The sequence below is a fragment of the Blautia sp. St.27G3 genome (genome assembly GCF_059728505.1).
This window is the reverse complement of record NZ_BAAGFO010000003.1, coordinates 509,985-533,607: the sequence shown is the minus strand read 5'-3', so window position 1 is coordinate 533,607 and position 23,623 is coordinate 509,985. Positions and strand designations below refer to the sequence as shown.

Sequence of the window (23,623 nt, the reverse complement as noted above, 5' to 3'; positions counted from 1 at the left end):
ATCGTAACAGTCCCGCTGTGGTTCATTAGATTATTTAAGGAGTGGGAAAATGCCTGGCAAAAACGGAGAAAAGATCAGATGTTCTTTCTGCAACAAGACAGAGGATCAGGTCCGCAAATTGATCGCGGGACCGAATGGGGTATACATTTGTGATGAATGCGTTGAAATCTGTTCAGAGATTATTGAGGAAGAACTGGATGCGGATGCTCTTGAGGAGGATACAGAGATTAATCTGCTCAAACCCATGGAGATCAAAGCATTTCTGGATGAATATGTGATTGGACAGGATGAGGCGAAAAAAGCGCTTGCAGTAGCCGTATACAATCACTATAAGAGAATCACCGGCAGTAAGTATCTGGATGTAGAGTTGCAGAAAAGTAATATTTTGATGCTGGGGCCAACAGGTTCCGGAAAGACGATGCTGGCACAGACGCTTGCGAGGCTTTTAAATGTACCGTTTGCAATTGCAGATGCAACTGCACTGACGGAGGCAGGATATGTTGGAGAGGATGTGGAGAACATTCTTCTCAAAATTATTCAGGCTGCAGATTATGATATTAAAAAAGCAGAGTATGGTATTATCTATATAGATGAGATCGATAAAATTACCAGAAAGTCTGAGAATGCATCCATTACAAGGGATGTATCGGGAGAGGGTGTTCAGCAGGCACTTCTGAAGATTCTGGAAGGAACCGTGGCATCGGTGCCGCCGCAGGGTGGGCGCAAACATCCACATCAGGAGCTGTTGCAGATTGATACGACCAATATTTTGTTTATCTGTGGCGGAGCATTTGAAGGAATTGATAAGATTATTGGAACACGTCTGGACAAGAAGGGAATCGGATTTAATTCAGAGCTTACTGAGAAGGATAAAAGAAATGTCGGAGAAATTTTGAAAAAGGCCCTTCCGCAGGATTTTATAAAATTTGGTATGATTCCGGAATTTGTGGGACGTGTGCCGATTGTGGTATCTCTTGATGAATTGGATAAGGATGCGCTGGTTCGAATTTTGACAGAGCCGAAAAATGCTATTGTGAAGCAGTATCAGGGACTGTTTGGTTTGGATGATGTTGCGCTTTCGTTTACACCGGAGGCAATTGAGGCGATTGCAGAAAAAACGATCAAGAGAAAGACGGGGGCCAGAGGTCTGCGCGCCATTATGGAGCGTGCGATGCAGGACTTGATGTATCGGATTCCGTCAGATGATACGATTGAGACATGTCTTGTGACAAAGGAAACCATTGACGGAAGCGGAGAGCCGGAGCTCACGTATCGGGAAATTCCGATTGGACGGAGAAAACGTAGAATCGGAATGATGGAGGAGACTGCATAAAAGACAGCCTCGTATCAGTGATGAGGAAATTATGAACGAAGTGAAAAGAAGAATGCCTGCAATACCATTGCGGGGGCTTACCGTGTTGCCTACAATGGTACTGCATTTTGATATCAGCAGAAAAAGCTCCATCCAAGCAGTTGAGGCGGCGATGGAGAAGGATCAGATTATTTTTTTAGTGACGCAGAGAAACCCGGATGACAATAATCCGGGTTTACGAGGTTTATACGAGCTTGGCGTGATCGCAAAAATTCGCAATGTGGCCAAGCTTCCGAAAGATATTGTCCGCGTGATGGTAGAAGGAATCCAGAAAGGGCGCTTGTTGGAGGGAGATGCTGCTAACGGCTATCTTGAAGTGCAGGTAGAGCCGGCAGAGGAGCAAAGTCCTCAGATAGAGGCGTCCATGGCAGAGGCGATGGTGCGCGCGCTGCGCGATTTGCTTGTGCGTTATGGTCAGTTAAATCAGAAATTTGGCAAGGATATGCAGAAGCAGCTTCTGGAGATCCAGGACCTGGAAAAGCTGACTATGGCAGTGAGCGTGCATCTGCCGATGTATTATGAGGATCGCCAGAAACTGTTGGAAAAAGAAGATATTATTGCACGTTACCATGATCTGAGTGCGCTGATTGTGAATGAGATGGAGATCCTTCAGATTCGCAATGAGATTCAGCAGAAGGTCAAGGAAAGAGTGGACAAGAATCAGCGTGAGTATGTGCTGCGGGAGCAGATCAAGATTATTCAGGAGGAACTGGGCGAGGATGGCCTGCTTTCTGATGTAAAGCATTACCAGGAGGCGGCGCAGGCGTTGTGTGCGTCCGCGGAAGTAAAAGAAAAAATCAGGAAAGAAGCGGAACGTTTAAAAAGTATCGGTAATAATTCCGCAGAAAATTCCGTGCTTCGTACCTATATCGAAACATTGTTGGAGCTGCCCTGGGATAAGACCTCAGAAGATAACCGCGATTTGAAGAATGCTGAGCGGATTCTGAATGAGGATCATTATGGCTTGGAAAAGGTAAAGGAGCGTATCCTGGAGTTTCTGGCGGTTCGCTGCCTGAATCATAAGGGAGACAGTCCGATTCTGTGTCTTGTAGGACCGCCGGGAACGGGCAAGACATCGATTGCGCGGTCAGTTGCAAGGGCGCTGGATAAAAAGTACGTGCGAATCAGTCTTGGCGGCGTGAGAGATGAGGCGGAAATTCGCGGACACAGACGTACTTATATTGGAGCGATGCCGGGACGTCTTGCGGCGGGAATGCGTCAGGCGGGGGTTAAAAATCCGTTGATGTTGCTTGATGAGATTGATAAAGTGAGCAGCGATTACAAGGGGGATACTTCGTCAGCGCTTCTTGAGGTATTGGATTCTGAGCAGAACTGCAAGTTCAGAGACCATTACGTGGAGGTTCCGATCGATCTCTCGGAGGTGCTGTTTATTGCTACTGCAAATGATCTTCAGACTATTCCGCGACCGCTTCTGGACCGCATGGAAATCATTGAAGTGAGCAGTTATACAGCCAATGAAAAGCTGCATATTGTGCGTGAGCATCTTGTAAAAAAGCAGATGGAACATCACGGACTTGCGGCGAAGCAGCTTACCATTACAAAGTCGGCGCTTGAGTCTGTGATCAGCGGTTATACAAAAGAGGCGGGCGTACGTCAGCTTGAACGCAAGATTGGAGAGATTTGTCGGAAGGCAGCTCGGGAAATTCTGGAGCATAATGTGAAGTGCGTACGTGTTTCAGAAAAAAATCTTGAAAAATATCTGGGCAGAAAACGGTTTACCATCAAGAAAAAGAATACAAAAAACGATGTGGGTATTGTACGCGGGCTTGCATGGACGAGTGTCGGAGGCGATACCTTGCAGATCGAAGTGAATACGATGCCGGGAAAGGGTGAATTTTTGCTGACTGGTCAACTTGGCGATGTGATGAAGGAGTCTGCGCGGACAGCGATCAGCTATGTGCGCTCACTGGGAAACGAATACAGGATTGATGCAGAATTTTTCAGCAAGAATGATATTCATATTCACATTCCGGCCGGTGCAGTTCCCAAAGACGGACCATCAGCAGGAATTACGATGGCGACGGCGATTCTTTCTGCAATTACAGGTATTCCGGTGCGTGCGGATGTTGCGATGACGGGTGAGATTACACTGCGGGGAAGAGTTTTGCCGATCGGAGGCCTGAAAGAGAAACTGCTTGCAGCAAAGCAGGCCGGAATCACAACAGTACTTGTTCCTTCTGAAAACAAGCCGGATATTGCCGAAATGCAGGAGGAGATTACAGGCGGATTAGAGCTTGTGTACGTGAGCGCGATGCCGGAGGTACTGAAAACAGCATTGGTATGCGATAAGAAGGAGAAATAGATGGTTATCAAGCAGGTAAGCCTGGAAACAGTCTGCGGCATAACAAGCAAACTGCCGGAGAATGAAAAGGCAGAGGTGGCTTTTGCAGGGAAATCAAATGTCGGAAAATCATCGCTGATCAATGGGCTGATGAACCGCAAAGCGCTGGCACGTACGAGTGCTCAGCCTGGAAAGACACAGACAATTAATTTTTATAATGTCAACGATGCACTGTATCTGGTCGATTTGCCGGGATATGGTTATGCCAGAGTCTCTCAGACAGAAAAAGAAAAATGGGGCAAATTGATTGAACGGTATCTGCATGAGTCCGGGCAGCTCCGCGCCGTTTTTCTCTTGGTAGATATCCGGCATGAGCCTGGCGCGAACGATCGAACGATGTATGAGTGGATTTGCAGCAATGGCTATGAACCGATTATTATCGCGACGAAGCTCGATAAAATTAAGCGCAGCCAGATACAAAAGCAGATGAAATTGATTCGGGAAGGACTCTCTGTACGTCCGGGGACTTTGATCATCCCTTTTTCCGCAGAAACGAAACAGGGGCGGGACGAAATCTGGGAAGTGATCGAAGGCCTTTGTGCAAATGAGCCGAACGACTTGCCTTTAGAAGAAGCATGAGGAAAATAAAAAAGCAGCCGGAATGACGGAACCAGCTGCTTTTTTTATGTTATTTTTATCTGATTTTATCTGATCTATGCTTATGCCAGGGTGTTGACTGCTTTTGTCAGACGTGAAACTTTTCTTGCTGCATTGTTCTTATGATAAATGCCCTTTTTCGCAGCTTTATCAATGATAGAAGTAGCAGACAATAAAGCAGCCTGTGCAGCAGCCTTATCATTTGCTGCAACAGCAGCTTCTACTTTCTTAACAGCGGTCTTAACAGCAGACTTTGCAGACTTATTACGCTCATTTCTGGTCTTTGCTACCAGGATTCTTTTCTTTGCAGATTTGATATTAGCCAATGTGTACACCTCCAAACATTTTGTATTTATGCTGTGTTTCATTAAAATCGGACACGGTCGTTTAATGTAAACATACTCATATATCTTATTCCAAACCATCTTTCATGTCAATACATATTTCTGAAAAACTTGTAAAAAATAGGTTACAGAAAGAACGAAGGAGAGCAGCTATGATGGGAAATTTTCAGATACGAACAGACCTGGCTCTGGAGGCCAGAGAAAGCTATGGAGAGGCAGACATCAAAATCCGTGGTGTGGATGTGGAAGAGAGAGCGGATGAGGAACGCGAAATTTATACGACGATTGTACGAATCGAGACGGAAAATGGAGCAAAGGCGATGGGAAAACCGGTCGGAACCTATATTACGATCGAGGCCCCCAATATGTCCACGCCGGACGAAGGTTATCATCGCGAGATTTCAGAAGAGCTGGCCAGTCATCTGCAACATGTGTTGAATCGGTATGCTTCCGAGGGCAGGTGTCGGGATTCGGTGTTAGTAGTTGGTCTTGGGAACCGGGAGATTACGCCAGATGCACTTGGGCCGGACGTGGTAAATAATCTTCACATCACGAGACACATGATACGTGAGTATGGCCAGGCTTCATTTGTGGCTGAGGGCTCCAGAGAGGTCAGCGCAATCGTTCCGGGTGTTATGGCGCAGACTGGAATGGAGACTCTGGAAATTATCCGGGGTGTGGTGCAGGAAACAAAACCTTCTGTGGTCATTGCCATTGACGCGCTGGCAGCACGCAGCACCAGACGGCTTAACAGAACCATTCAGATCAGCGATACAGGGATTAATCCAGGGTCTGGTGTTGGAAATCACCGAAATGCCATCAATGAGGAAACGCTCGGTGTTCCCGTAATTGCGATAGGCGTTCCGACCGTAGTAGATGCGGCGACCATTGTCAATGATACGATGGAAGAATTGGTGAACCAGATGGATAGCTCTGCTAGCATGCAAAAGCTTGGTGGTACTCTGGGGACGCTGAACCAGGCAGAAAAACATCAGATGATACGGGAACTGATTTCACCGCATTTGAATACGATGTTTGTAACACCGAAAGATATTGATGAATCGGTCAAATATCTGAGCTATACGATATCAGAGGGGCTCAATATTGCATTTGCAAAAGAAAAATAAGCAGTCATGAAGTAGTTTAACTAGGCAGAAGGTCATATTTTTTCACTTTTCTTCATATATATATGGTAACGTCTAAAGCTGGCGCGATAGAGCTGCCAGGTACAATCAGACGTTAGCATTATTTGCCAGGAACACAGATACCAGTGGAGCTGCCGCATAAAACAGATCTTATGCGGCAGCCCTGTTTTCAGGAGGCACAATATGAGGGGAACGGATGGATTACAGAAGGTTCTGTATTTATTAATCATTGTACTTGGAATTTATATTATATATAAGGGAGGCAGCGTTTTGCTATCCACTTCGATGATCCAGGACAGACTGGATTATGGCAATGTGCAGCGTTCGCTGGAAGATAGTGCAATACGCACCTGGGCGCCAGGATATGCGGCAGCAGTCGAGAATGGGGACGGAGAAAGTCTTGCTTCGCTTTGGATGGAGCAGGTAGTACCTGTGTATAGTCATCTGGCCAGGGGACAGGCTGAGGAAGAGAGCGAAACAACAGGGACTGGCAGCGACGAAGTACCAAACGAGGCAAACAGCCAGAAAGAAAAAACGGCGAAAGCGGGAGATCAGACAGGCCTGGAAACAAAGATGCAAACAGGACCAGAAACAAAAACACAGGCTGAAACAGGCACAGCTACAGATGCAAAAACCCAAAACCAGACAGATACGCAGGCAGAATCAGAGGATGTTTTACAGGCATCCGGCAATTCTGTAATTTCAGAGGCTTTGCGCACGCAGCTGCAGGATTTCGATTATCTGCTGAATCATTATTACACGGTAGATTCAGGTACAACAGCAGATGCTGATCTTTTGGATGTGGATATGCTTCTGGCAGAAGATTTGACAATTCAAAAAAAGGAGGGTGTTCCTCAGATTTTAATCTATCATACGCATTCTCAGGAAACGTTTATTGATTCCAGAGAGGGAGAAGAAGCAGATTCTATTATAGGGATGGGGAATGTGCTGGCACAGGAATTGCAAAATACATATGGGTACGAGGTAATTCACGATACGGGCGTTTATGATTTGGTGGATGGCGTGCTGGATCGAAGTGCGGCGTACGATTATGCCCGTGATGCTGTGGAACAGATTTTGCAGGAAAATCCGACCATTGAGGTTGTCATTGATTTACACCGGGACGGCGTGGAGGGACAGAAATTTGTAACGGAAATTGACGGCAAGCCGACTTCTATGATTATGTTTTTTAACGGAATTTCCAGGAACAGTCAAGATGAACCGCTTACTTATCTACAGAATCCTTATATTGCACAGAACCTGGCTTTTTCTTTACAGATGCAGCTTGCGGCGCGGGAACGTTATCCGGATTTTACGCGGAATATTTATCTGAAGGCAGAGCGCTTTAATCTGCATCTAAGGCCGCGCTCGCTGCTGATCGAGGCTGGAACACAGCTTAACACAGTCGAGGAAGAGAAAAATGCAATGATAGTACTGGCACAGCTGTTGGATCAGGTGCTTTGCGGTTAAAATGTTGGCTGCCCTATGGACAAGCAATAAAAGAATGTGTTAAACTGTATCGAATATAAAAGGCCGGAAAAGGAAAAAGACAGGCTGTATTTAGGGTATCGGCAGGGAGGAACACAGGTGGCAGCAGAGCAGAATAAAATCAGAAATTTTTGTATTATTGCACATATTGATCATGGTAAATCCACACTCGCAGACCGTATCATTGAGATGACGGGACTGCTGACCAGCAGGGAGATGCAGAATCAGGTCCTGGATAACATGGATCTGGAGCGTGAGCGCGGAATTACGATAAAGTCTCAGGCGGTTCGGACCGTGTACCGGGCGCAGGACGGGGAAGAATATATATTTAATTTAATTGACACACCGGGGCATGTGGATTTTAACTATGAAGTATCCAGGAGTCTTGCGGCATGTGACGGTGCGATTTTGGTGGTTGACGCTGCGCAGGGAATTGAGGCGCAGACGCTGGCGAATGTATATCTGGCGCTGGATCATGATCTGGATGTGATGCCGGTCATCAACAAGATTGACCTGCCAAGCGCGGAGCCAGAACGTGTAATCAATGAGATTGAAGATGTCATAGGGATTGAGGCTGAGGACGCACCTCTGATCTCAGCCAAAACAGGGCAGAATGTGGAACAGGTGCTGGAAGCGATTGTGAAAAAAATTCCGGCGCCAGGAGGAGATGCCAGCGCACCGCTCCAGGCACTTATTTTCGATTCTGTGTATGATTCCTATAAAGGAGTCATTATATTCGTACGGATTATGGAGGGTACGGTAAAAAAAGGTACTCCGATCCGCATGATGGCGACCGGAGCTGAAGCTGAGGTTGTGGAAGCAGGCTATTTTGGCGCGGGGCAGTTTATTCCATGTGAGGAACTGAGCGCCGGAATGGTTGGTTATCTGACGGCAAGCCTCAAAAACGTGAAAGATACTCGTGTCGGAGATACGGTAACGTGTTCGACCAGGCCGTGTGCAGCGCCGCTTCCGGGCTATAAAAAGGTCAATCCAATGGTATACTGCGGCATGTATCCGGCGGACGGGGCGAAATATCCGGATTTGCGGGATGCTCTGGAAAAATTGCAGTTGAATGACGCATCGCTGCATTTTGAGCCAGAGACGTCGATTGCGCTCGGCTTTGGATTCCGTTGTGGGTTCCTTGGCCTTTTGCATCTGGAAATTATCCAGGAACGGCTGGAACGCGAATACAATCTGGACCTTGTGACAACGGCGCCCAGTGTTATCTACAAGGTTTACAAGACAAACGGAGAAGTGATTGAACTGACCAATCCGTCCAATCTGCCGGACCCGTCTGAAATTGAATATATGGAGGAACCGGTGGTTGAGGCTGAGATCATGGTGACAACAGAATTTATTGGTTCCATTATGGAACTCTGTCAGGAGCGCCGAGGCATTTACGGAGGCATGGAGTACATTGAGGAGACGAGAGCTCTTCTAAAATATACGCTTCCGCTGAATGAAATCATCTATGATTTCTTCGATGCGCTCAAGTCACGCTCCAGAGGTTACGCATCTTTTGACTATGAACTGAAAGGATATCAGCGTTCCGAGCTTGTGAAGCTGGATATTCTGGTGAATCGCGAGGAGGTTGACGCGCTGTCGTTCATTGTGCACGGCGAGACCGCTTATGAGCGCGGACGCAGAATGTGTGAAAAATTGAAAGAGGAGATTCCGCGCCAGCTGTTTGAGATACCGATTCAGGCTGCGATCGGCAGCAAGATCATTGCCCGGGAGACAGTAAAAGCAATGCGCAAGGATGTCCTGGCGAAATGTTACGGCGGTGATATTACACGAAAGAAAAAGCTGCTGGAAAAACAGAAGGAAGGAAAGAAGCGGATGCGCCAGATCGGAAATGTCGAAATTCCGCAGAAGGCTTTCATGAGCGTGTTGAAGCTGGATGATAAATAAAAATGAAAGAAAAACGGGCATCAAATTATGAAAAGCTGTGTGAGGATTGGCGGCTGAAATTTCTGGAACTGGATCAGGAAAAGCTGTGCCGGAGGCTTCCAGAGCTGAAGCAGGAAGGAGAATATCTGACCTTGTTTCATTTCGGACAGAAGTACGGAGTGCACAGGCAGACCGGCCAGATCTTTGCGTTGTCTGACTGGCTTATGCGTGGAGGGGCTGACGACAAGGCATCCGAAGCGCTGGAAGAAGTATCGGTAAACGTCCGCCTGGACATCTACAATCTGTTCTGGTACAGCAAAGAAACAGCGTATTTTCAGAATCGCTGGGTACCGTTTCGCGAATTGAAAAACGCAGGCCCATTTGCACCGGCTTTTGAGAAAAATATCCTGAAACCACTTGCAGCGACCTTCGAAGGAAAGCCTGATAAACTGAGAGAAGCAGCACAGGCCCTGGGTGGAGAGATGCTGTCCCAGGCAGATGTAGGCTTTATACTTCCATGTTTTGTATGCATCCCAATGCAATTCCTGTTCTGGGACGGAGACGACGAGTTTCCTGCGCAGGCCAATATCCTGTTTGACTACAGTGCAACGGATTACATTCACGTAGAATCCACCGTCACACTGGCTACAGAAGGCCTTGTGAGACTCAAGAAGGCAGCAGGCCTCCCACTTCGCGGGACAACCTTCGAAATAGAAAATGGCTCATAATCAGACCAACCCATGTAATCCATCTCACATAAGTGTGTAAAAATGAGTTAAAAATAAAAAAGTAAGTTTATGAAAGACGATATAAAAACGATACGCGTCTAAGCGTACCTGTAAAAATTTTCCCGGAGAAACACCATGCAAAAAACAAAAGACCTTGAGATTTACATTCATATCCCATTCTGTATCAAAAAATGTTCCTACTGCGATTTCCTGTCCTTTCCGTCCAGCTCCAAACTACAGGAATCATATCTTAGTACCCTGAAAAAAGAAATAAAGGCTTTTCCATATCATGAAGAATACCGTGTAATCACGGTATTTTTTGGTGGAGGCACACCGTCTGTTCTCGATGCAAAATGGATTACCGAGATTATGGAGCTTGTGCGCAGTCAGTTTCATCTGGAGCCGGAAGCGGAGGTGTCTTTGGAATGTAATCCTGGTACTGTAGATGCAGAGAAACTGAGCAGCTATCGAAGAGCAGGCATCAACCGGCTCAGCATTGGCCTGCAATCTGCGGATGACAGAGAGCTTGGCCTTCTAGGAAGAATTCATACCTGGAAGGATTTTGAGAGAACGTATGAGCTTGCGAGAAGAGAAGGATTTGATAATATCAATATTGATCTGATGTCAGCGCTGCCGGGACAGACACCAGACAGCTGGGAGCAAACCATACGCTGTGTATTGGAGAAAAAACCGGAGCATATTTCCGCCTACAGTCTGATAATCGAAGAGGGCACCCCTTTTTATCATCGCTATGCAGAGGATGTAAAACGGCGGGATCGAGGAGAACAACCGGAATATCTTCCATCAGAGGAAGAAGAGCGGCGCATGTATGTCAGAACGGAAACACTGCTGGCAGAAGCAGGGATGCATCGTTATGAGATTTCCAATTATGCGCTTCCGGGGTACGAATGCCGTCACAATAAAGGTTATTGGCAGGGAACTGATTACGTCGGATTCGGACTTGGCGCGTCATCTTTGCTGCGCGGCGTTCGCTGTCAGAATACGGAAAAGATGGAAGCGTATCAAAACGATGGTTTTTTAAATAAGAAGCGGGAAATACTGAGTGTAGAAGAGCAGATGGAAGAGTTCATGTTTCTGGGATTGCGCATGATTCGCGGTGTCAGTATGGCAGATTTTGCCCGGCGTTTTGGAAAATCCATGGATGAGGTATACGGGGATGTCCTGAAGCGTCAGATGGAGCTTGGATTGCTGCAAAAAAAAGAGGGCCAGGTATACCTGACCCCGCGGGGAATTGACTTGAGTAATTGTGTTATGGCGGAATTTTTGCTTAGCGTGTAGTAGGTTTTTCTGTTTCTAGTTTAGCAATTTCTTCTGCGGCAAAAGTATGAATTAACCGGTAATTGTCTCCGGAATAATGTACGCCGTCGATGGTACCGGCTTCTTTCATGAGTAGATAGGAATAGCTGTCTATATAAGCGGAACCAAACGTATTTTTCAGATGATTGTTAAAATCTGTGATTTCTTCATTTGTAATATTTTTGCATATGTCAGGATCAATCGGATTTACTGACAGAAAGTAAAAGTGCGTGTCCTTATATTTATCGAGAAGAGATGTATACAAGGTGAGATAATTTTCCATATTGTCATAATCGTTCACACCAAAATTGAACACTACGGGAGCTTCCGGATAATCTTTGATGGCCTTTTTCAGCAGTGGAAGACCGTTTGCAGAGAGCCAGTCGTAACCTTCGCCGGAAGCGCCTATGTAAACATCGTCATTTTTAACGGCATCGCGCATTCCAATTGTTCTGGAATCGCCGACCCAGATCGTAAAAATACCGGAAGCAGAATGCTCTGTCTCGTCCGTCTGTGACTGGTTTGGCACACTGGTTTCTGATTCAGAAACCTTGTCTGATTCGTGGAGTGCAAGAATCACAGCTTCTGCATTTCTCTCGGCAAAGGTGCCTTCCGACGGAAAAAGCACGTCCATGTGCTGTGTGGTCAGATAGATGACCAGAAGTCCCAGCGCAATAAGTGCTAGAACCGAAAGTATGATTCCGATGATAGTCTCTTTCTTCATATAATATGTCCTTTCCAGAATCAAACAGAAGTTTGTTACTGCTATACTATATCACATTCAGGTAAAAAGTCAATTCATATCAAACGAGGGGATTCGACAGCCGCTGACAGGATGTTTCTTGAAAAAAATGAAAAAGGCTATTGACAAAAGACTATGACAGTATTATATTTACAACGTAAGGTGTTAGCACTCAAAACAAGAGAGTGCTAACAAGCAGAGAAGAAGGGAGGAGTTCAGATGCATCTCACAGATCGGAAATGGACGATTTTAAAAGCAATCATCAAAACGTATCTGGAGACCGGTGAGCCGGTTGGCTCAAGGACTATTTCAAAATATGCCGACCTGAATCTGAGTTCCGCTACCATACGAAATGAGATGTCGGACCTGGAGGAGATGGGATTGATTCTTCAGCCGCATACTTCAGCAGGACGTATTCCTTCCGATGCCGGCTACCGGTTGTATGTAGATCATATGATGGAAGAAAAAGACCGGGAAGTCACGGAAATGAAAGAGATGATGATTCAGAGGCAGGATAAAATGGAGTTGCTGCTCAAGCAGCTTGCCAGAGTCCTGGCGACGAATACAAATTATGCAGCGATGATTTCCGGACCGCAGTACCACCGGACAAAGCTCAAGTTTATTCAGCTGTCGATTGTCAGTGAATCGCAGATTCTTGCCGTTATTGTTGCGGAAGGAAATGTAGTGAAAAATAAGATGATTTCCATAGAGCATGGGCTGGATCAAAAGACCGTGCTGGAGATGAATATTTTATTGAACACAGCGCTGAACGGACTGACACTCGAGGAGATTAATTTAAGCACGATTGCAAGGCTGAAAGAACAGGCAGGCATTCACAGCGAGGTGGTCAATCAGGTGCTGGACGTCATTGCCGAGACGATTCAGTCGGAAAATGACGTGGAAATCTATACGAGCGGCGCGACGAACATTTTTAAATATCCGGAGCTGAGCAGCAGTGAGAAAGCGAGTGAGCTGATCAGCGCGTTTGAAGAAAAAAAGGACCTGGTCGATATGATCAGCGGTGATGTGGATCAGGAAACCGGAATCCAGGTTTACATCGGTCAGGAGACGCCCATTCAGTCCATGCAGGATTGCAGCGTTGTCACGGCTACGTATGAGATCGGTGAAGGAATGTATGGAAGGATCGGTGTGATTGGTCCGAAGCGTATGGATTATGATAAAGTGGTCAGTACATTAAGGACGCTGATGGTACAGCTTGATCAGATATTCAAGAAAGAGTAGAAAGGTGGAACAGCCAGTGGAAGAGAACAGACAGGAAGAAATTCTGGAGGAAGCTGCAGCGCAGGCAGACGCTGCGGAGGCGGAAGAAGTCATAGACGACACACAGGAGACGGAAGAGTCTGCTGCATCAGAGATGGAAGAGATGCAGGAAGATTCAGAAGAGCAGGACGATCAGAAGAAGCGCTCTTTGTTCGGCAAAAAGAAAAAAGATAAAAGAGATGTCCAGATTGAAGAGCTGACAGACCGGGTGCAGCGGCAGATGGCTGAGTTTGATAATTTCCGCAAACGTTCCGAAAAGGAAAAGGCTGCCATGTATGAAGTCGGAGCGAAAAGCGTGATTGAGAAGATCCTTCCCACAATTGACAATTTTGAACGCGGTTTTGCAGGCCTGACTGAAGAACAGAAAGAGGATGCGTTCGTACAGGGAATGGAAAAAGTATACCGGCAGATGCTTACTACATTGGAGAGTATCGGTGTGACGCCGATTGAAGCGCTCGGCAAAGAATTTGATCCGAATTTCCACAATGCAGTGATGCATGTGGAGGATGATGAGGCCGGAGAGAATATCATAGTGGAGGAATTCCAGAAGGGCTATCTTTACAGAGACAGTATCGTGCGGCACAGCATGGTAAAGGTGGCAAATTAAAGGCAAGAACATTTTAATTATAGATTTTAGAGCAGGTTAATCATTCAAGGAGGAAACAATTATGGGAAAAATTATTGGTATCGATTTGGGAACAACCAATAGCTGCGTAGCAGTTATGGAAGGCGGAAAGCCGGTAGTTATCACAAATACAGAAGGCTCCAGAACAACACCGTCCGTAGTGGCATTCACAAAAACAGGAGAGCGTCTTGTCGGCGAACCGGCAAAGCGTCAGGCAGTGACAAACGCTGACCGCACAATCTCTTCAATAAAGAGACACATGGGCAGTGACTACAGAGTAGAAATTGATGCAAAAAAATATTCACCGCAGGAAATTTCCGCGATGATTCTTCAGAAGCTTAAAGCGGATGCAGAAAACTATCTCGGTGAGAAAGTGACAGAGGCAGTAATCACAGTTCCGGCATACTTCAATGATGCACAGCGTCAGGCGACAAAGGATGCAGGAAAGATCGCAGGTCTTGACGTAAAGCGTATCATTAACGAGCCGACAGCGGCAGCGCTTGCATACGGACTGGACAACGAAAAAGAGCAGAAGATCATGGTATACGACCTTGGCGGCGGTACGTTCGACGTATCCATTATTGAGATCGGTGAGGGCGTAATCGAAGTACTTGCGACAAACGGTGACAACAGACTGGGCGGAGATGATTTCGACCAGAAGATTACAGACTATATGATCGCTGATTTCAAGGCAAAAGAAGGCATTGATCTTTCCGGCGACAAGATGGCGCTGCAGAGACTGCGGGAAGCAGCTGAGAAAGCAAAGAAAGAGCTGTCCTCTTCCACAACGACGAATATCAACCTTCCGTTCATCACAGCGAACGAAACCGGTCCGAAGCATTTCGAGATGGACCTGACAAGAGCGAAATTCGATGAGCTGACACATGACCTGGTGGAGCGTACGATTATTCCGGTACAGAACGCTCTGAAGGATGCAGGACTTGCGGCAAGCGAGCTCTCCAAGGTACTGCTGGTTGGTGGTTCCACACGTATTCCGGCCGTACAGGATAAGGTAAAACAGCTGACCGGACATGAGCCGAACAAGAGCCTGAACCCGGATGAATGCGTTGCACTCGGCGCTTCCATTCAGGGTGGTAAACTTGCAGGTGATGCCGGTGCAGGCGATATCCTTCTTCTGGATGTTACGCCATTGTCTCTGTCTATCGAGACACTGGGTGGTGTTGCGACGAAATTGATCGAGCGCAATACAACGATTCCGACCAAGAAGAGTCAGGTATTCTCTACAGCGGCAGATAATCAGACCGCAGTGGATATCCATGTAGTACAGGGTGAGCGTCAGTTTGCAAAGGACAACAAGTCCCTTGGCCAGTTCCGTCTGGATGGAATCCCGCCAGCAAGAAGAGGTGTGCCGCAGATCGAGGTTACTTTTGATATTGACGCGAACGGTATCGTAAACGTATCTGCAAAGGATCTGGGAACAGGTAAGGAACAGCATATTACGATTACTTCCGGTTCCAATATGTCAGACGACGAGATTGATAAGGCAGTAAAGGAAGCCGCTGAGTATGAAGCTCAGGATAAGAAGAGAAAAGAAGCGATCGATACAAGAAACGATGCAGATGCGATGGTATTCCAGACAGAAAAAGCTCTGGAGGAAGTCGGCGACAAGATCGATCCGGCTGACAAGGCAACAGTTGAGGCAGATATCCAGGCTCTGAAGGAACTGGTGGAAAAGACCAATCCGGAAGAAATGACAGATGCGCAGATCGCAGATCTGAAGGCAGGCAAGGAAAAACTGATGGAGAGCGCACAGAAGCTGTTTGCTAAGGTTTACGAGCAGGCTCAGGCAGGTGCAGGCGCACAGGGCGCAGGTCCGGATATGAGCGGCGCAGGGGCACAGGGAAGCGCTCCGCAGGATGACGACGTAGTGGACGGAGACTACAGAGAAGTTTAAAGAGAACAGAAAATAAGCACAATTCGATACCCCTGAGGGAAAGGCCTTCAGGGGCATCGTCAGGTAGGTGGTATCTATGGCAGAAAATAAAAGAGATTATTACGAGGTCCTTGGCGTAGACAAAAATGCGGATGATGCCGCATTAAAAAAAGCATATAGAGTTCTTGCAAAAAAATACCATCCGGATATGAACCCAGGAGATGCCGAGGCAGAAAAAAAGTTTAAAGAAGCATCAGAGGCATATGCAGTGCTGAGCGATCCGGAGAAACGACGTCAATATGATCAGTTCGGACACGCAGCGTTTGAGCAGGGCGGTCCGGGAGCCGGTGGTTTTGGCGGTTTTGACGGATTCAATTTCAGCGGCGACATGGGGGATATCTTTGGAGATATTTTTGGCGACCTGTTTGGCGGCGGCAGACGGCGCGGCGCATCTCAGGGACCGATGCAGGGCGCAAATGTGCGGACCAGTGTTCGGATTACGTTTGAGGAAGCGATTTCCGGCTGTGAAAAAGAAATTGAACTTTCCTTAAAAGATGAGTGTACAAAGTGTCACGGTACAGGCGCGAAGCCAGGTACCAGCCCGGAAACGTGTTCAAAATGCGGCGGCAAGGGGCAGGTGGTATTTACACAGCAGTCCCTGTTTGGCACCGTTCAGAATGTCCAGACGTGTCCGGAATGTCACGGCACCGGAAAAATTATCCGGGAAAAATGTTCCGATTGTTATGGAACTGGTTATACATCCAGCAAGAAAAAGATTAAAGTTACGATTCCGGCAGGTATTGATAACGGACAGAGTATCCGGATACGGGAAAAGGGAGAACCGGGCAGCAACGGCGGCCCGAGAGGCGATCTGCTTGTAGAAGTAGTTGTGGGACGTCATCCGATCTTCCAGCGTCAGGATATGAACATTTATTCCACTGTTCCGATGTCGTTTGCGCAGGCAGCGCTTGGCGGAGATATCCGCATCAGTACCGTGGACGGCGATATTGTTTATACCATCAAGCCGGGTACACAGACTGATACAAAGGTTCGTTTTAAGGGGAAGGGCGTTCCGTCTCTGCGCAACAAAAATGTTCGTGGAGATCACTATGTGACGCTTGTGATTGAAGTGCCGTCCAAGCTGAATGAAGCCGCAAAGAAGGCGCTGCGGGAATTTGATCAGGAGACTGGTAATACACTGGGCAGAACAGAAGAAGAAAAGAAAAGTGAAAAGCCAAAGAAGAAGGGCTTTATGGATAAATTAAAAGAAACATTTGAGGATTAGAGAAGGGGACCGTTTGCAGAAAGGCGACTTTTGTGCAGCGGTCCTTTTCCTAAAACTTTTTAAAGAGTATTAAAAAAGCATAAAAGCTATTGATTATAATTTCAGGAAGCCTATAATTCTCTACAAGTGTTGCAGAAAAGGTCAGAAAAAGATCAAAAGAAGATCAGAAAAAGATAGAAAATCAGATTATATAGGCCCTGAGCGGGCAGAACATGGAGGTGGCAATGGGGAAGGTAATAGGAATCGATTTGGGAACGACGAACAGCTGCGTATCTGTAGTGGAAAATAAGGAACCGGTGATCATACCCACGAGTACGGGAAGCAGAACAACGCCGAGTATTGTCGCTTTTTCAAAAAACGGAGAACGACTGGTGGGGGAAGCGGCAAAGCGACAGTCAGTGACAAATCCGGACCGCACGATAAGCTCGGTGAAGCGGCATATGGGGACTGGCTGGAGTACGCGCATTGATGGCAATGACTACAAGCCTCAGACGATCAGTGCAATGATTCTGATGCAGATGAAAAAGGAAGCCGAAGCGTTTCTGGGAGAAGAAGTGCAGGAGGCGGTTATCACGGTTCCGGCTTATTTTAATGATGTACAGCGTCAGGCGACAAAGGATGCGGGCCGTATTGCAGGACTGACGGTAAAACGAATTATCAATGAACCGACGAGCGCTGCGTTGTCTTATGGTCTGGATCATGGCGAGGCACAGAAGGTTCTGGTGTATGACCTTGGGGGAGGTACCTTTGATGTTTCGGTCATTGAGATCGGCGAGGGTGTGATTGAAGTGCTGGCTACGGCAGGAGACAATCATCTGGGCGGAGATGATTTTGATCAGCGAGTTACAGACTGGCTGGTGCAGACCTTCCGGGAGGAACAGCATGTGGATTTGTCGAGAGATTTCGGAGCAATGCAGCGTATCCGTGAGGCAGCAGAACAGGCGAAAAAGGAGCTTTCCAGCGCTGAGCGCACACAGATTGTGCTCCCGTATCTGAGCCAGTCCAAAGGAGCGCCGGTGCATATGGATGTGACGCTTACACGCGCCAGGTTTCATGAACTGGTTTATGATTTGGTGGAGCGTACGGCTGGGCCGGTGCAAAATGCTCTTTCCGATGCAGGAATCAAGGCTTCGGAGCTAGGAAAAGTGCTTCTGGTGGGTGGCTCTACGAGAATTCCGGCAGTGCAGGAGAAGGTACGGGCCCTGACCGGAAAAGAACCATCCAAAAACATCAACCCGGACGAATGTGTGGCGCAGGGGGCCGCGATCCTCGGGAGCACGCTTCAGGGAAGCGGACTGGTTGCCGCCGGAACGGGGCAGGAGCTGCTGCTTCTGGATGTGACGCCACTTAGTCTTTCCATTGAGACTGTGGGCGGTGTGGCCACACGCCTTGTGGCAAGAAACTCTACGGTTCCGACACGCTATTCTCAGGTATTTTCTACAGCGGCGCCTTACCAGACTTCTGTGGAGATTCACGTTTTGCAGGGCGAGAGGCCAATGGCAAGGGATAATAAAACGATTGGCAAATTCAAACTGAAAGGAATTCGGCGTGCGCCGGCCGGAGTACCGCAGATCGAGGTCACGTTTGACATTGATGCAAACGGTATTTTGAAGGTTTCGGCGAAGGATCTGGACACAGGAAAGGAACAGTCCATCGTGATTACGGCGGATGACCGGATGTCAGACAGTGAGATCGAGCGGGCCATTCAAGAAGCACAGGAGTATGCGGGAGCCGATTGTCTGCGCCGTGAAGCACTTGAAGTGACCGGTGAGGCGCAAAAGCTTCTTGCACAGGTGCAGCAGACAATGAAAAATGCAGGTAAAGAATTGGACAGAACGAAAAAGAAACAGCTGAAAAATGACTGCAGTGCATTGGAAAAATGTCTGGGCAGGTTTCGCGCTGACAAGGTGACAGAGGCAGAGCTGGAACATATCCGTCAGATGAAAGCAAATCTGGAACATTCCAGTGAGGAGATTTTAAGATCATGAAAAAACAGAGAGTCCCGTTCGCGGTTTGCAGGGGATATGCTCAGATGCTTATCATTCAGACAGTTCTGATTCTGACTGCAATGCTCTGCCTTCGCAATCCCATGCAGCCGTGGTTTCTGATGGTATTTTGGAAACTGCTGATCGTGTTTGTTCTGACAGCCCTGGTTTTTACAGTGGTCCGGTATCTGGTGGCTCGTTTCCTAAAACAGGGAGAAAAATCAGAAAAGCCTGTGAAAAAGAGACTGTTCCTGACATTTGTTTTTGCACTGCTGTATCTTGGCGTGGGTGCAGTGCTTCCTTATATGCGGACGCCAGAGGTCAGTGAGGCTTACTCGGAACAGTTCCGGGTGCAGGATTATTACAGCGATACGGTTTCCTGTGACCGCGCAGCTTTGCTTGAGGATAACGAAGAGGCGCTTGCAGAGCGGATTCGGATGATTGCGAACGCGGGAGAACGGATTGTACTTTCCACGTTTGATTTCCGCTCAGATACTTCAGGGAAACAGATGCTTGCAGCTTTGTATGATGCAGCAGAGCGCGGCGTGGAAGTACAGGTGTTGATGGACGGTATGTATGCGCTTTTACATATGGAGGGGAATCCCTGGTTTTATGCGCTGGCCTGCGCAGAAAACGTGACCATAAAGATCTACAATCCGATCAACCTGCTTACCCCATGGACCGGAATGAGCCGGATGCATGACAAATATCTGATTGCCGACGAAACGGCTTATATTTTGGGCGGACGAAATACGTTTGACTATTTTCTTGGCGGGCAGGACAGCTATAAAAATCATGACCGTGATATGCTGGTCTGCAATACCGGAGGCGAAGAAAGTTCCATTTATCAGATACTGGATTATTTTAAGCGGATATGGGAGCAGGAATACTGCAAGATATGGCATGAAAATACCAAGTTGTCTGAACGAAGCCGTGTGCGTAATGCGCAAAAGGAGCTCAGGGAGTTGTATGATACCATGCGCCGCGCGCATCCACAGTGGTTTACACCGACAGATTACGTCGAAAAAACGGTGAGTACCAATAAGGTGACGCTACTTTCGAACCCGACCGGGTTGTATGCGAAAGAACCATGGGTGTTTTATGGGCTGTCCGAACTGATGAAGAATGCCCGCAGTGAAGTTATCATACATACACCGTACGTGATGTGCGATGACATGATGTACGAGACCTATACCGAGGTTTGTAGCAAAACAGCGGAGGTTACAATGATGACAAATTCAGTTGCCAACAACGGAAATCCGTTCGGCGCAGTAGACTATGCGCTGAACAAGCAGAAGATTTTAGATACAGGGCTTCGTGTGCTGGAATATGAAGGCGGTGTCTCATACCACGGAAAAAGTGTTGCGGTAGATGATCGGCTGGCTATTGTGGGATCATTTAATGCGGATATGAAGAGCGTGTATCAGGATACGGAACTGATGCTTGTGGCAGACAGCAAGGAGCTCTGCGCACAGCTTAAAACAAATTTTGAAAGCTACCAGGAGGATGCCGTTTCTGCCAGTGTAAAGGAGGAGGAGACAGATTTTCTTTCACAAAAAGAAATGCCGCTGGGCCGAAGACTGCTGCGCCAGCTGATCAGTTTTGCGGACCCATGGATTCGCTTTTTGCTGTAAAACGCCATACCGGAGAAGAGCCGTGAAAAGACGGGAGCCATAAAACAAAGCGTAACAAAAATAATCCCCAAGCTCAGGGCACATTTTTCCGGTACCTGGAAGGCGTCATATGGTAGCGGTCCAGGAAGATTTTATAAAAATATCCTTTGTTGTGATAGCCAACAGCTGCGGCAATTTCTTCTACAGTAAGATCAGTTGAAGAGAGCAGATGTTCGGCTGCATCAAGACGGATCTGCTGCAGATAAGCGGAGTAGGTCATCCCTGTTTTACTTTTGATCAGACGATTAAAGTAGTCTTCCTGGAAGTGAAAAGTATTTGTCAGGTCCTGGATCGTGATTTTGTTGTAGTGCGTGTGCATGAAAGAAGACACTTCTTCAAACACGATCCAGTTCATTGTTTTTCTCAGTTCCTTTGAAAGTGAAAATTCATATTTGGTACTGATGATTCGGAAAATACGCAGCAGCAGTCCCTTGCGAATGTATCGTGAACCGATCTTTCCGTCGTACAGTTCGCGGAGCAAAAACGCAAGATTTTCTTCCAGCTCTGCACTTCCCTCATTTCCGGGACGGAAATGAAGGTACTGTTGCAGATTCTTTTGGCTCAGCAGGGCGGATTGTAAAAAAGATATAATTTTTTTTGTCGTAACTGTTTCATCCATAATTTCGGAAAATATATCATTCGCAATGCCAAGGAACAGCACAATGGCTGGGTTTTGCTGCAAATAGTCCTGATGCAGACAGTTTTTGTCAATCAGGCAGAGATCGCCTTTGGAAAATACAATATCCTTTCCAAGAATTTTCTGCCGAAATTCGCCTTCCGCCACGTAGGCGAGTTCAATATAATCGTGTGTGTGGAGCTGTGTTTTTTCCCCTTCCACAAAATGATATCTGCAACAGAAATGTTCCGGAGTCGGGCACATGGTGGCATGGAGTGTACGTGCAGGATCAATGTACCAGCACAGCGCAAAGATCCGTTCGTCTTCCAGAAGCGGATACGTTTTGACCTCCTGTGCGGAGGTGGAATATTCCGGATGGACAAGACGCGTATTCAGTTTATGCTCCGGCGGCAGGAGCCGATCTTCGCCTTCGGTGATCTGCCGGCATAAATCTGCGATATTCATAGGAGATGCTCTCTTTCTTTATTTACTTTTCTGTGTATTCTCATCTACTATTATAAAAGTAGATTTTTTCAAATGCAATATTTATAAGTCGGAAAAGGTAACTTTTTTTGAAATCAAAGCAGAGTTAAGAAATTGTAAAAAACAGAACTGTATATTATAATCAAAATAGATTCAAAAAATAGGTGCTTATAACCACAAAATACAGATAGTTATGAATGAATTATAAAACCGTTTTACAGGGCTCGTCCGGTTTTTCATAACTTCACAACAATTTGCCCACAGAAAAGGAGCGTGCATAGTATGTTAAAAGTAAAAAATTATCAGTTCTGGTTCTGTACCGGTTCTCAGGATTTGTACGGAGATGAGTGTCTTGCCCATGTCGCAGAGCATTCACGGAAAATAGTGGAGGCGCTCAATGCTTCCGGCAATCTTCCATATGAAGTTGTGTGGAAACCGACGCTTATCACGAATGAGCTGATCAGAAAGACCTTCAATGAAGCAAATATGGATGAAAATTGTGCAGGTGTGATTACCTGGATGCATACCTTCTCTCCGTCCAAATCATGGATTCTCGGACTGCAGGAGTATAGAAAGCCGCTGCTGCATTTCCACACGCAGTTTAATCAGGAAATTCCATATGATACCATTGATATGGACTTCATGAATGAAAACCAGGCAGCACATGGCGATAGAGAGTATGGACATATTTTCAGCCGTCTTGGCATGGAGCGGAAGGTTGTCATGGGTTACTGGGCAGATGCGGCGATTCAGAAAAAGATCGGCTCCTGGATGCGTACAGCTGTTGGCGTGATTGAGAGCAGCCATGTACGTGTGATGCGTATTGCAGACAATATGAGAAACGTAGCAGTAACAGAAGGCGATAAAGTAGAGGCACAGATTAAATTTGGTTGGGAAGTGGATGCATACCCGATCAATGAGATTGCAGAGGCAGTAGCAGCTGTAGCAAAGGGTGATATTGATACACTTGTGGAAGAGTATTATGACAAATATGAAATTCTTCTGGAAGGCAGAGATGAAAAAGAATTCCGCGAGCACGTGGCAGTACAGGCAGGAATTGAAATTGGTTTTGAACGATTCCTGGAAGAAAAGAATTATCAGGCAATCGTTACACATTTCGGAGATCTTGGAAATCTGAAACAGCTCCCGGGCCTTGCTATTCAGCGATTGATGGAAAAAGGATACGGCTTTGGCGCAGAAGGAGACTGGAAAACAGCAGCCATGGTGCGTATTATGAAGATCATGACAGGCGGAATGAAGAACGCAAAGGGAACCTCTTTTATGGAGGATTACACCTATAATCTTGTACCGGGCAAAGAAGGAATTCTTCAGGCGCATATGCTCGAAGTGTGCCCGACAATTGCAGACGGCAAAATCAGCATTAAAGAGCAGCCGCTTTCCATGGGAGACAGAGAGGACCCGGCAAGACTCGTATTTACGGCAAAAGAGGGACCGGCCGTTGCGACATCACTGATTGATCTGGGAGACAGATTCCGTCTGATTATCAATGATGTGGACTGCAAAAAGGTAGAAAAACCGATGCCGAAGCTTCCGGTTGCAACTGCATTCTGGACACCGCAGCCAAATCTTCAGACAGGCGCAGAGGCGTGGATTCTGGCAGGCGGCGCACATCATACGGCATTCTCCTATGACCTGACTGCAGAGCAGATGGGAGACTGGGCAGCATGTATGGGTATTGAGGCAGTATATATTGATAAGGACACAACGATCCGTCAGTTTAAAAATGAGTTGATGTGGAACAGCGCAGTGTACCGCAAATAAGAGCCGGGGGGAAG

The 23,623-nt window shown here is 47.0% G+C and carries 18 protein-coding genes; 15 read left to right on the top strand and 3 right to left on the bottom strand.

Annotated features, from left to right (window positions below; translation table 11 throughout):
- The first annotated feature begins 49 nt into the window (after positions 1–49).
- The 3 genes from clpX to yihA are packed head-to-tail and all read left to right on the top strand — an operon-like array spanning position 50 to position 4,313.
- A complete protein-coding gene (gene clpX / locus AC6I2O_RS16600) occupies positions 50–1,333 on the top strand; it encodes an ATP-dependent Clp protease ATP-binding subunit ClpX (RefSeq protein ID WP_120392931.1) in 1,284 nt (427 codons plus the stop codon).
- A gap of 31 nt (positions 1,334–1,364) precedes the next feature.
- A complete protein-coding gene (gene lon, locus AC6I2O_RS16595; RefSeq protein ID WP_120392930.1) occupies positions 1,365–3,695 on the top strand; it encodes an endopeptidase La in 2,331 nt (776 codons plus the stop codon).
- Positions 3,696–4,313 carry a ribosome biogenesis GTP-binding protein YihA/YsxC gene (gene yihA, locus AC6I2O_RS16590; RefSeq protein WP_120392929.1) on the top strand — a complete coding sequence of 206 codons (618 nt, stop codon included), beginning with the start codon at positions 3,696–3,698 and terminating at the stop codon, positions 4,311–4,313.
- 80 nt (positions 4,314–4,393) lie between these two features.
- Here yihA and rpsT read toward each other — a convergent pair whose 3' ends face one another.
- A complete protein-coding gene (rpsT, locus tag AC6I2O_RS16585; protein WP_497743289.1) occupies positions 4,394–4,657 on the bottom strand; it encodes a 30S ribosomal protein S20 in 264 nt (87 codons plus the stop codon).
- Between the two features lie 170 nt (positions 4,658–4,827).
- Between rpsT and gpr the strand changes: the two genes are divergently transcribed.
- The 5 genes from gpr to hemW all read left to right on the top strand — a co-directional run bounded on the left by gpr (position 4,828) and on the right by hemW (position 11,225).
- Entirely contained in the window at positions 4,828–5,802 is a 975-nt protein-coding gene (gene gpr, locus AC6I2O_RS16580) for a GPR endopeptidase (protein WP_120392927.1), read from the top strand.
- Positions 5,803–6,003: 201 nt separating this feature from the next.
- Entirely contained in the window at positions 6,004–7,290 is a 1,287-nt protein-coding gene (locus tag AC6I2O_RS16575) for a stage II sporulation protein P (RefSeq protein ID WP_120392926.1), read from the top strand.
- 117 nt (positions 7,291–7,407) lie between these two features.
- Positions 7,408–9,219, top strand: coding sequence for a translation elongation factor 4 (gene lepA, locus AC6I2O_RS16570; RefSeq protein WP_120392949.1), 1,812 nt, complete (start codon positions 7,408–7,410; stop codon positions 9,217–9,219).
- A 2-nt stretch (positions 9,220–9,221) separates the two neighbouring features.
- Complete coding sequence (locus AC6I2O_RS16565; protein WP_120392925.1) at positions 9,222–9,926, top strand: DUF3786 domain-containing protein; 705 nt, start codon at positions 9,222–9,224, stop codon at positions 9,924–9,926.
- 135 nt (positions 9,927–10,061) lie between these two features.
- Complete coding sequence (gene hemW / locus AC6I2O_RS16560) at positions 10,062–11,225, top strand: radical SAM family heme chaperone HemW (protein ID WP_120392924.1); 1,164 nt, start codon at positions 10,062–10,064, stop codon at positions 11,223–11,225.
- On the opposite strand, the gene AC6I2O_RS16555 is transcribed toward hemW, so the two are convergent.
- Positions 11,215–11,967, bottom strand: a complete 753-nt coding sequence (locus AC6I2O_RS16555) for an SGNH/GDSL hydrolase family protein (protein ID WP_120392923.1) — start codon at positions 11,965–11,967, stop codon at positions 11,215–11,217. The two genes, hemW and AC6I2O_RS16555, sit on opposite strands and share 11 nt — an antisense overlap.
- A 237-nt stretch (positions 11,968–12,204) precedes the next feature.
- Here AC6I2O_RS16555 and hrcA point away from each other — a divergent pair, with 237 nt between their 5' ends.
- The 6 genes from hrcA (at position 12,205) to AC6I2O_RS16525 (ending at position 20,689) form a co-directional block, all read left to right on the top strand.
- A complete protein-coding gene (gene hrcA / locus AC6I2O_RS16550; RefSeq protein ID WP_120392922.1) occupies positions 12,205–13,227 on the top strand; it encodes a heat-inducible transcriptional repressor HrcA in 1,023 nt (340 codons plus the stop codon).
- A gap of 16 nt (positions 13,228–13,243) precedes the next feature.
- Positions 13,244–13,873 carry a nucleotide exchange factor GrpE gene (gene grpE / locus AC6I2O_RS16545; RefSeq protein ID WP_497743288.1) on the top strand — a complete coding sequence of 210 codons (630 nt, stop codon included), beginning with the start codon at positions 13,244–13,246 and terminating at the stop codon, positions 13,871–13,873.
- Positions 13,874–13,934: 61 nt separating this feature from the next.
- On the top strand, positions 13,935–15,806 hold the full coding sequence (dnaK, locus tag AC6I2O_RS16540; protein WP_120392920.1) for a molecular chaperone DnaK: 1,872 nt from the start codon (positions 13,935–13,937) through the stop codon (positions 15,804–15,806).
- Between the two features lie 76 nt (positions 15,807–15,882).
- Positions 15,883–17,070 (top strand): molecular chaperone DnaJ, encoded by a 1,188-nt coding sequence (gene dnaJ / locus AC6I2O_RS16535; protein WP_120392919.1) that lies wholly within the window; start codon positions 15,883–15,885, stop codon positions 17,068–17,070.
- Positions 17,071–17,294: 224 nt separating this feature from the next.
- Positions 17,295–19,058 (top strand): molecular chaperone DnaK, encoded by a 1,764-nt coding sequence (gene dnaK, locus AC6I2O_RS16530; protein WP_120392918.1) that lies wholly within the window; start codon positions 17,295–17,297, stop codon positions 19,056–19,058.
- Positions 19,055–20,689 (top strand): phospholipase D-like domain-containing protein, encoded by a 1,635-nt coding sequence (locus AC6I2O_RS16525; RefSeq protein WP_497743287.1) that lies wholly within the window; start codon positions 19,055–19,057, stop codon positions 20,687–20,689. Before dnaK (AC6I2O_RS16530) ends, AC6I2O_RS16525 begins: the two co-directional genes overlap by 4 nt.
- A 73-nt stretch (positions 20,690–20,762) precedes the next feature.
- On the opposite strand, the gene AC6I2O_RS16520 is transcribed toward AC6I2O_RS16525, so the two are convergent.
- Complete coding sequence (locus AC6I2O_RS16520; RefSeq protein ID WP_497743286.1) at positions 20,763–21,809, bottom strand: helix-turn-helix domain-containing protein; 1,047 nt, start codon at positions 21,807–21,809, stop codon at positions 20,763–20,765.
- Between the two features lie 300 nt (positions 21,810–22,109).
- On the opposite strand from AC6I2O_RS16520, the gene araA reads away from it, so the two are divergent.
- Positions 22,110–23,609: an L-arabinose isomerase gene (gene araA / locus AC6I2O_RS16515; protein WP_120392916.1), complete on the top strand. Its 1,500-nt coding sequence runs from the start codon at positions 22,110–22,112 to the stop codon at positions 23,607–23,609.
- Positions 23,610–23,623 lie beyond the last annotated feature (14 nt).

Coding starts and splice junctions, on each gene's coding strand:
- araA (WP_120392916.1), top strand. CDS start 22,110: ATGTTAAAAGTAAAAAATTATCAGTTCTGGTTCTGTACCGGTTCTCAG.
- AC6I2O_RS16555 (WP_120392923.1), bottom strand. CDS start 11,967: ATGAAGAAAGAGACTATCATCGGAATCATACTTTCGGTTCTAGCACTT.
- clpX (WP_120392931.1), top strand. CDS start 50: ATGCCTGGCAAAAACGGAGAAAAGATCAGATGTTCTTTCTGCAACAAG.
- AC6I2O_RS16565 (WP_120392925.1), top strand. CDS start 9,222: ATGAAAGAAAAACGGGCATCAAATTATGAAAAGCTGTGTGAGGATTGG.
- AC6I2O_RS16525 (WP_497743287.1), top strand. CDS start 19,055: ATGAAAAAACAGAGAGTCCCGTTCGCGGTTTGCAGGGGATATGCTCAG.
- gpr (WP_120392927.1), top strand. CDS start 4,828: ATGATGGGAAATTTTCAGATACGAACAGACCTGGCTCTGGAGGCCAGA.
- yihA (WP_120392929.1), top strand. CDS start 3,696: ATGGTTATCAAGCAGGTAAGCCTGGAAACAGTCTGCGGCATAACAAGC.
- hemW (WP_120392924.1), top strand. CDS start 10,062: ATGCAAAAAACAAAAGACCTTGAGATTTACATTCATATCCCATTCTGT.
- AC6I2O_RS16575 (WP_120392926.1), top strand. CDS start 6,004: ATGAGGGGAACGGATGGATTACAGAAGGTTCTGTATTTATTAATCATT.
- dnaK (WP_120392920.1), top strand. CDS start 13,935: ATGGGAAAAATTATTGGTATCGATTTGGGAACAACCAATAGCTGCGTA.
- lon (WP_120392930.1), top strand. CDS start 1,365: ATGAACGAAGTGAAAAGAAGAATGCCTGCAATACCATTGCGGGGGCTT.
- dnaK (WP_120392918.1), top strand. CDS start 17,295: ATGGGGAAGGTAATAGGAATCGATTTGGGAACGACGAACAGCTGCGTA.
- hrcA (WP_120392922.1), top strand. CDS start 12,205: ATGCATCTCACAGATCGGAAATGGACGATTTTAAAAGCAATCATCAAA.
- dnaJ (WP_120392919.1), top strand. CDS start 15,883: ATGGCAGAAAATAAAAGAGATTATTACGAGGTCCTTGGCGTAGACAAA.
- AC6I2O_RS16520 (WP_497743286.1), bottom strand. CDS start 21,809: ATGAATATCGCAGATTTATGCCGGCAGATCACCGAAGGCGAAGATCGG.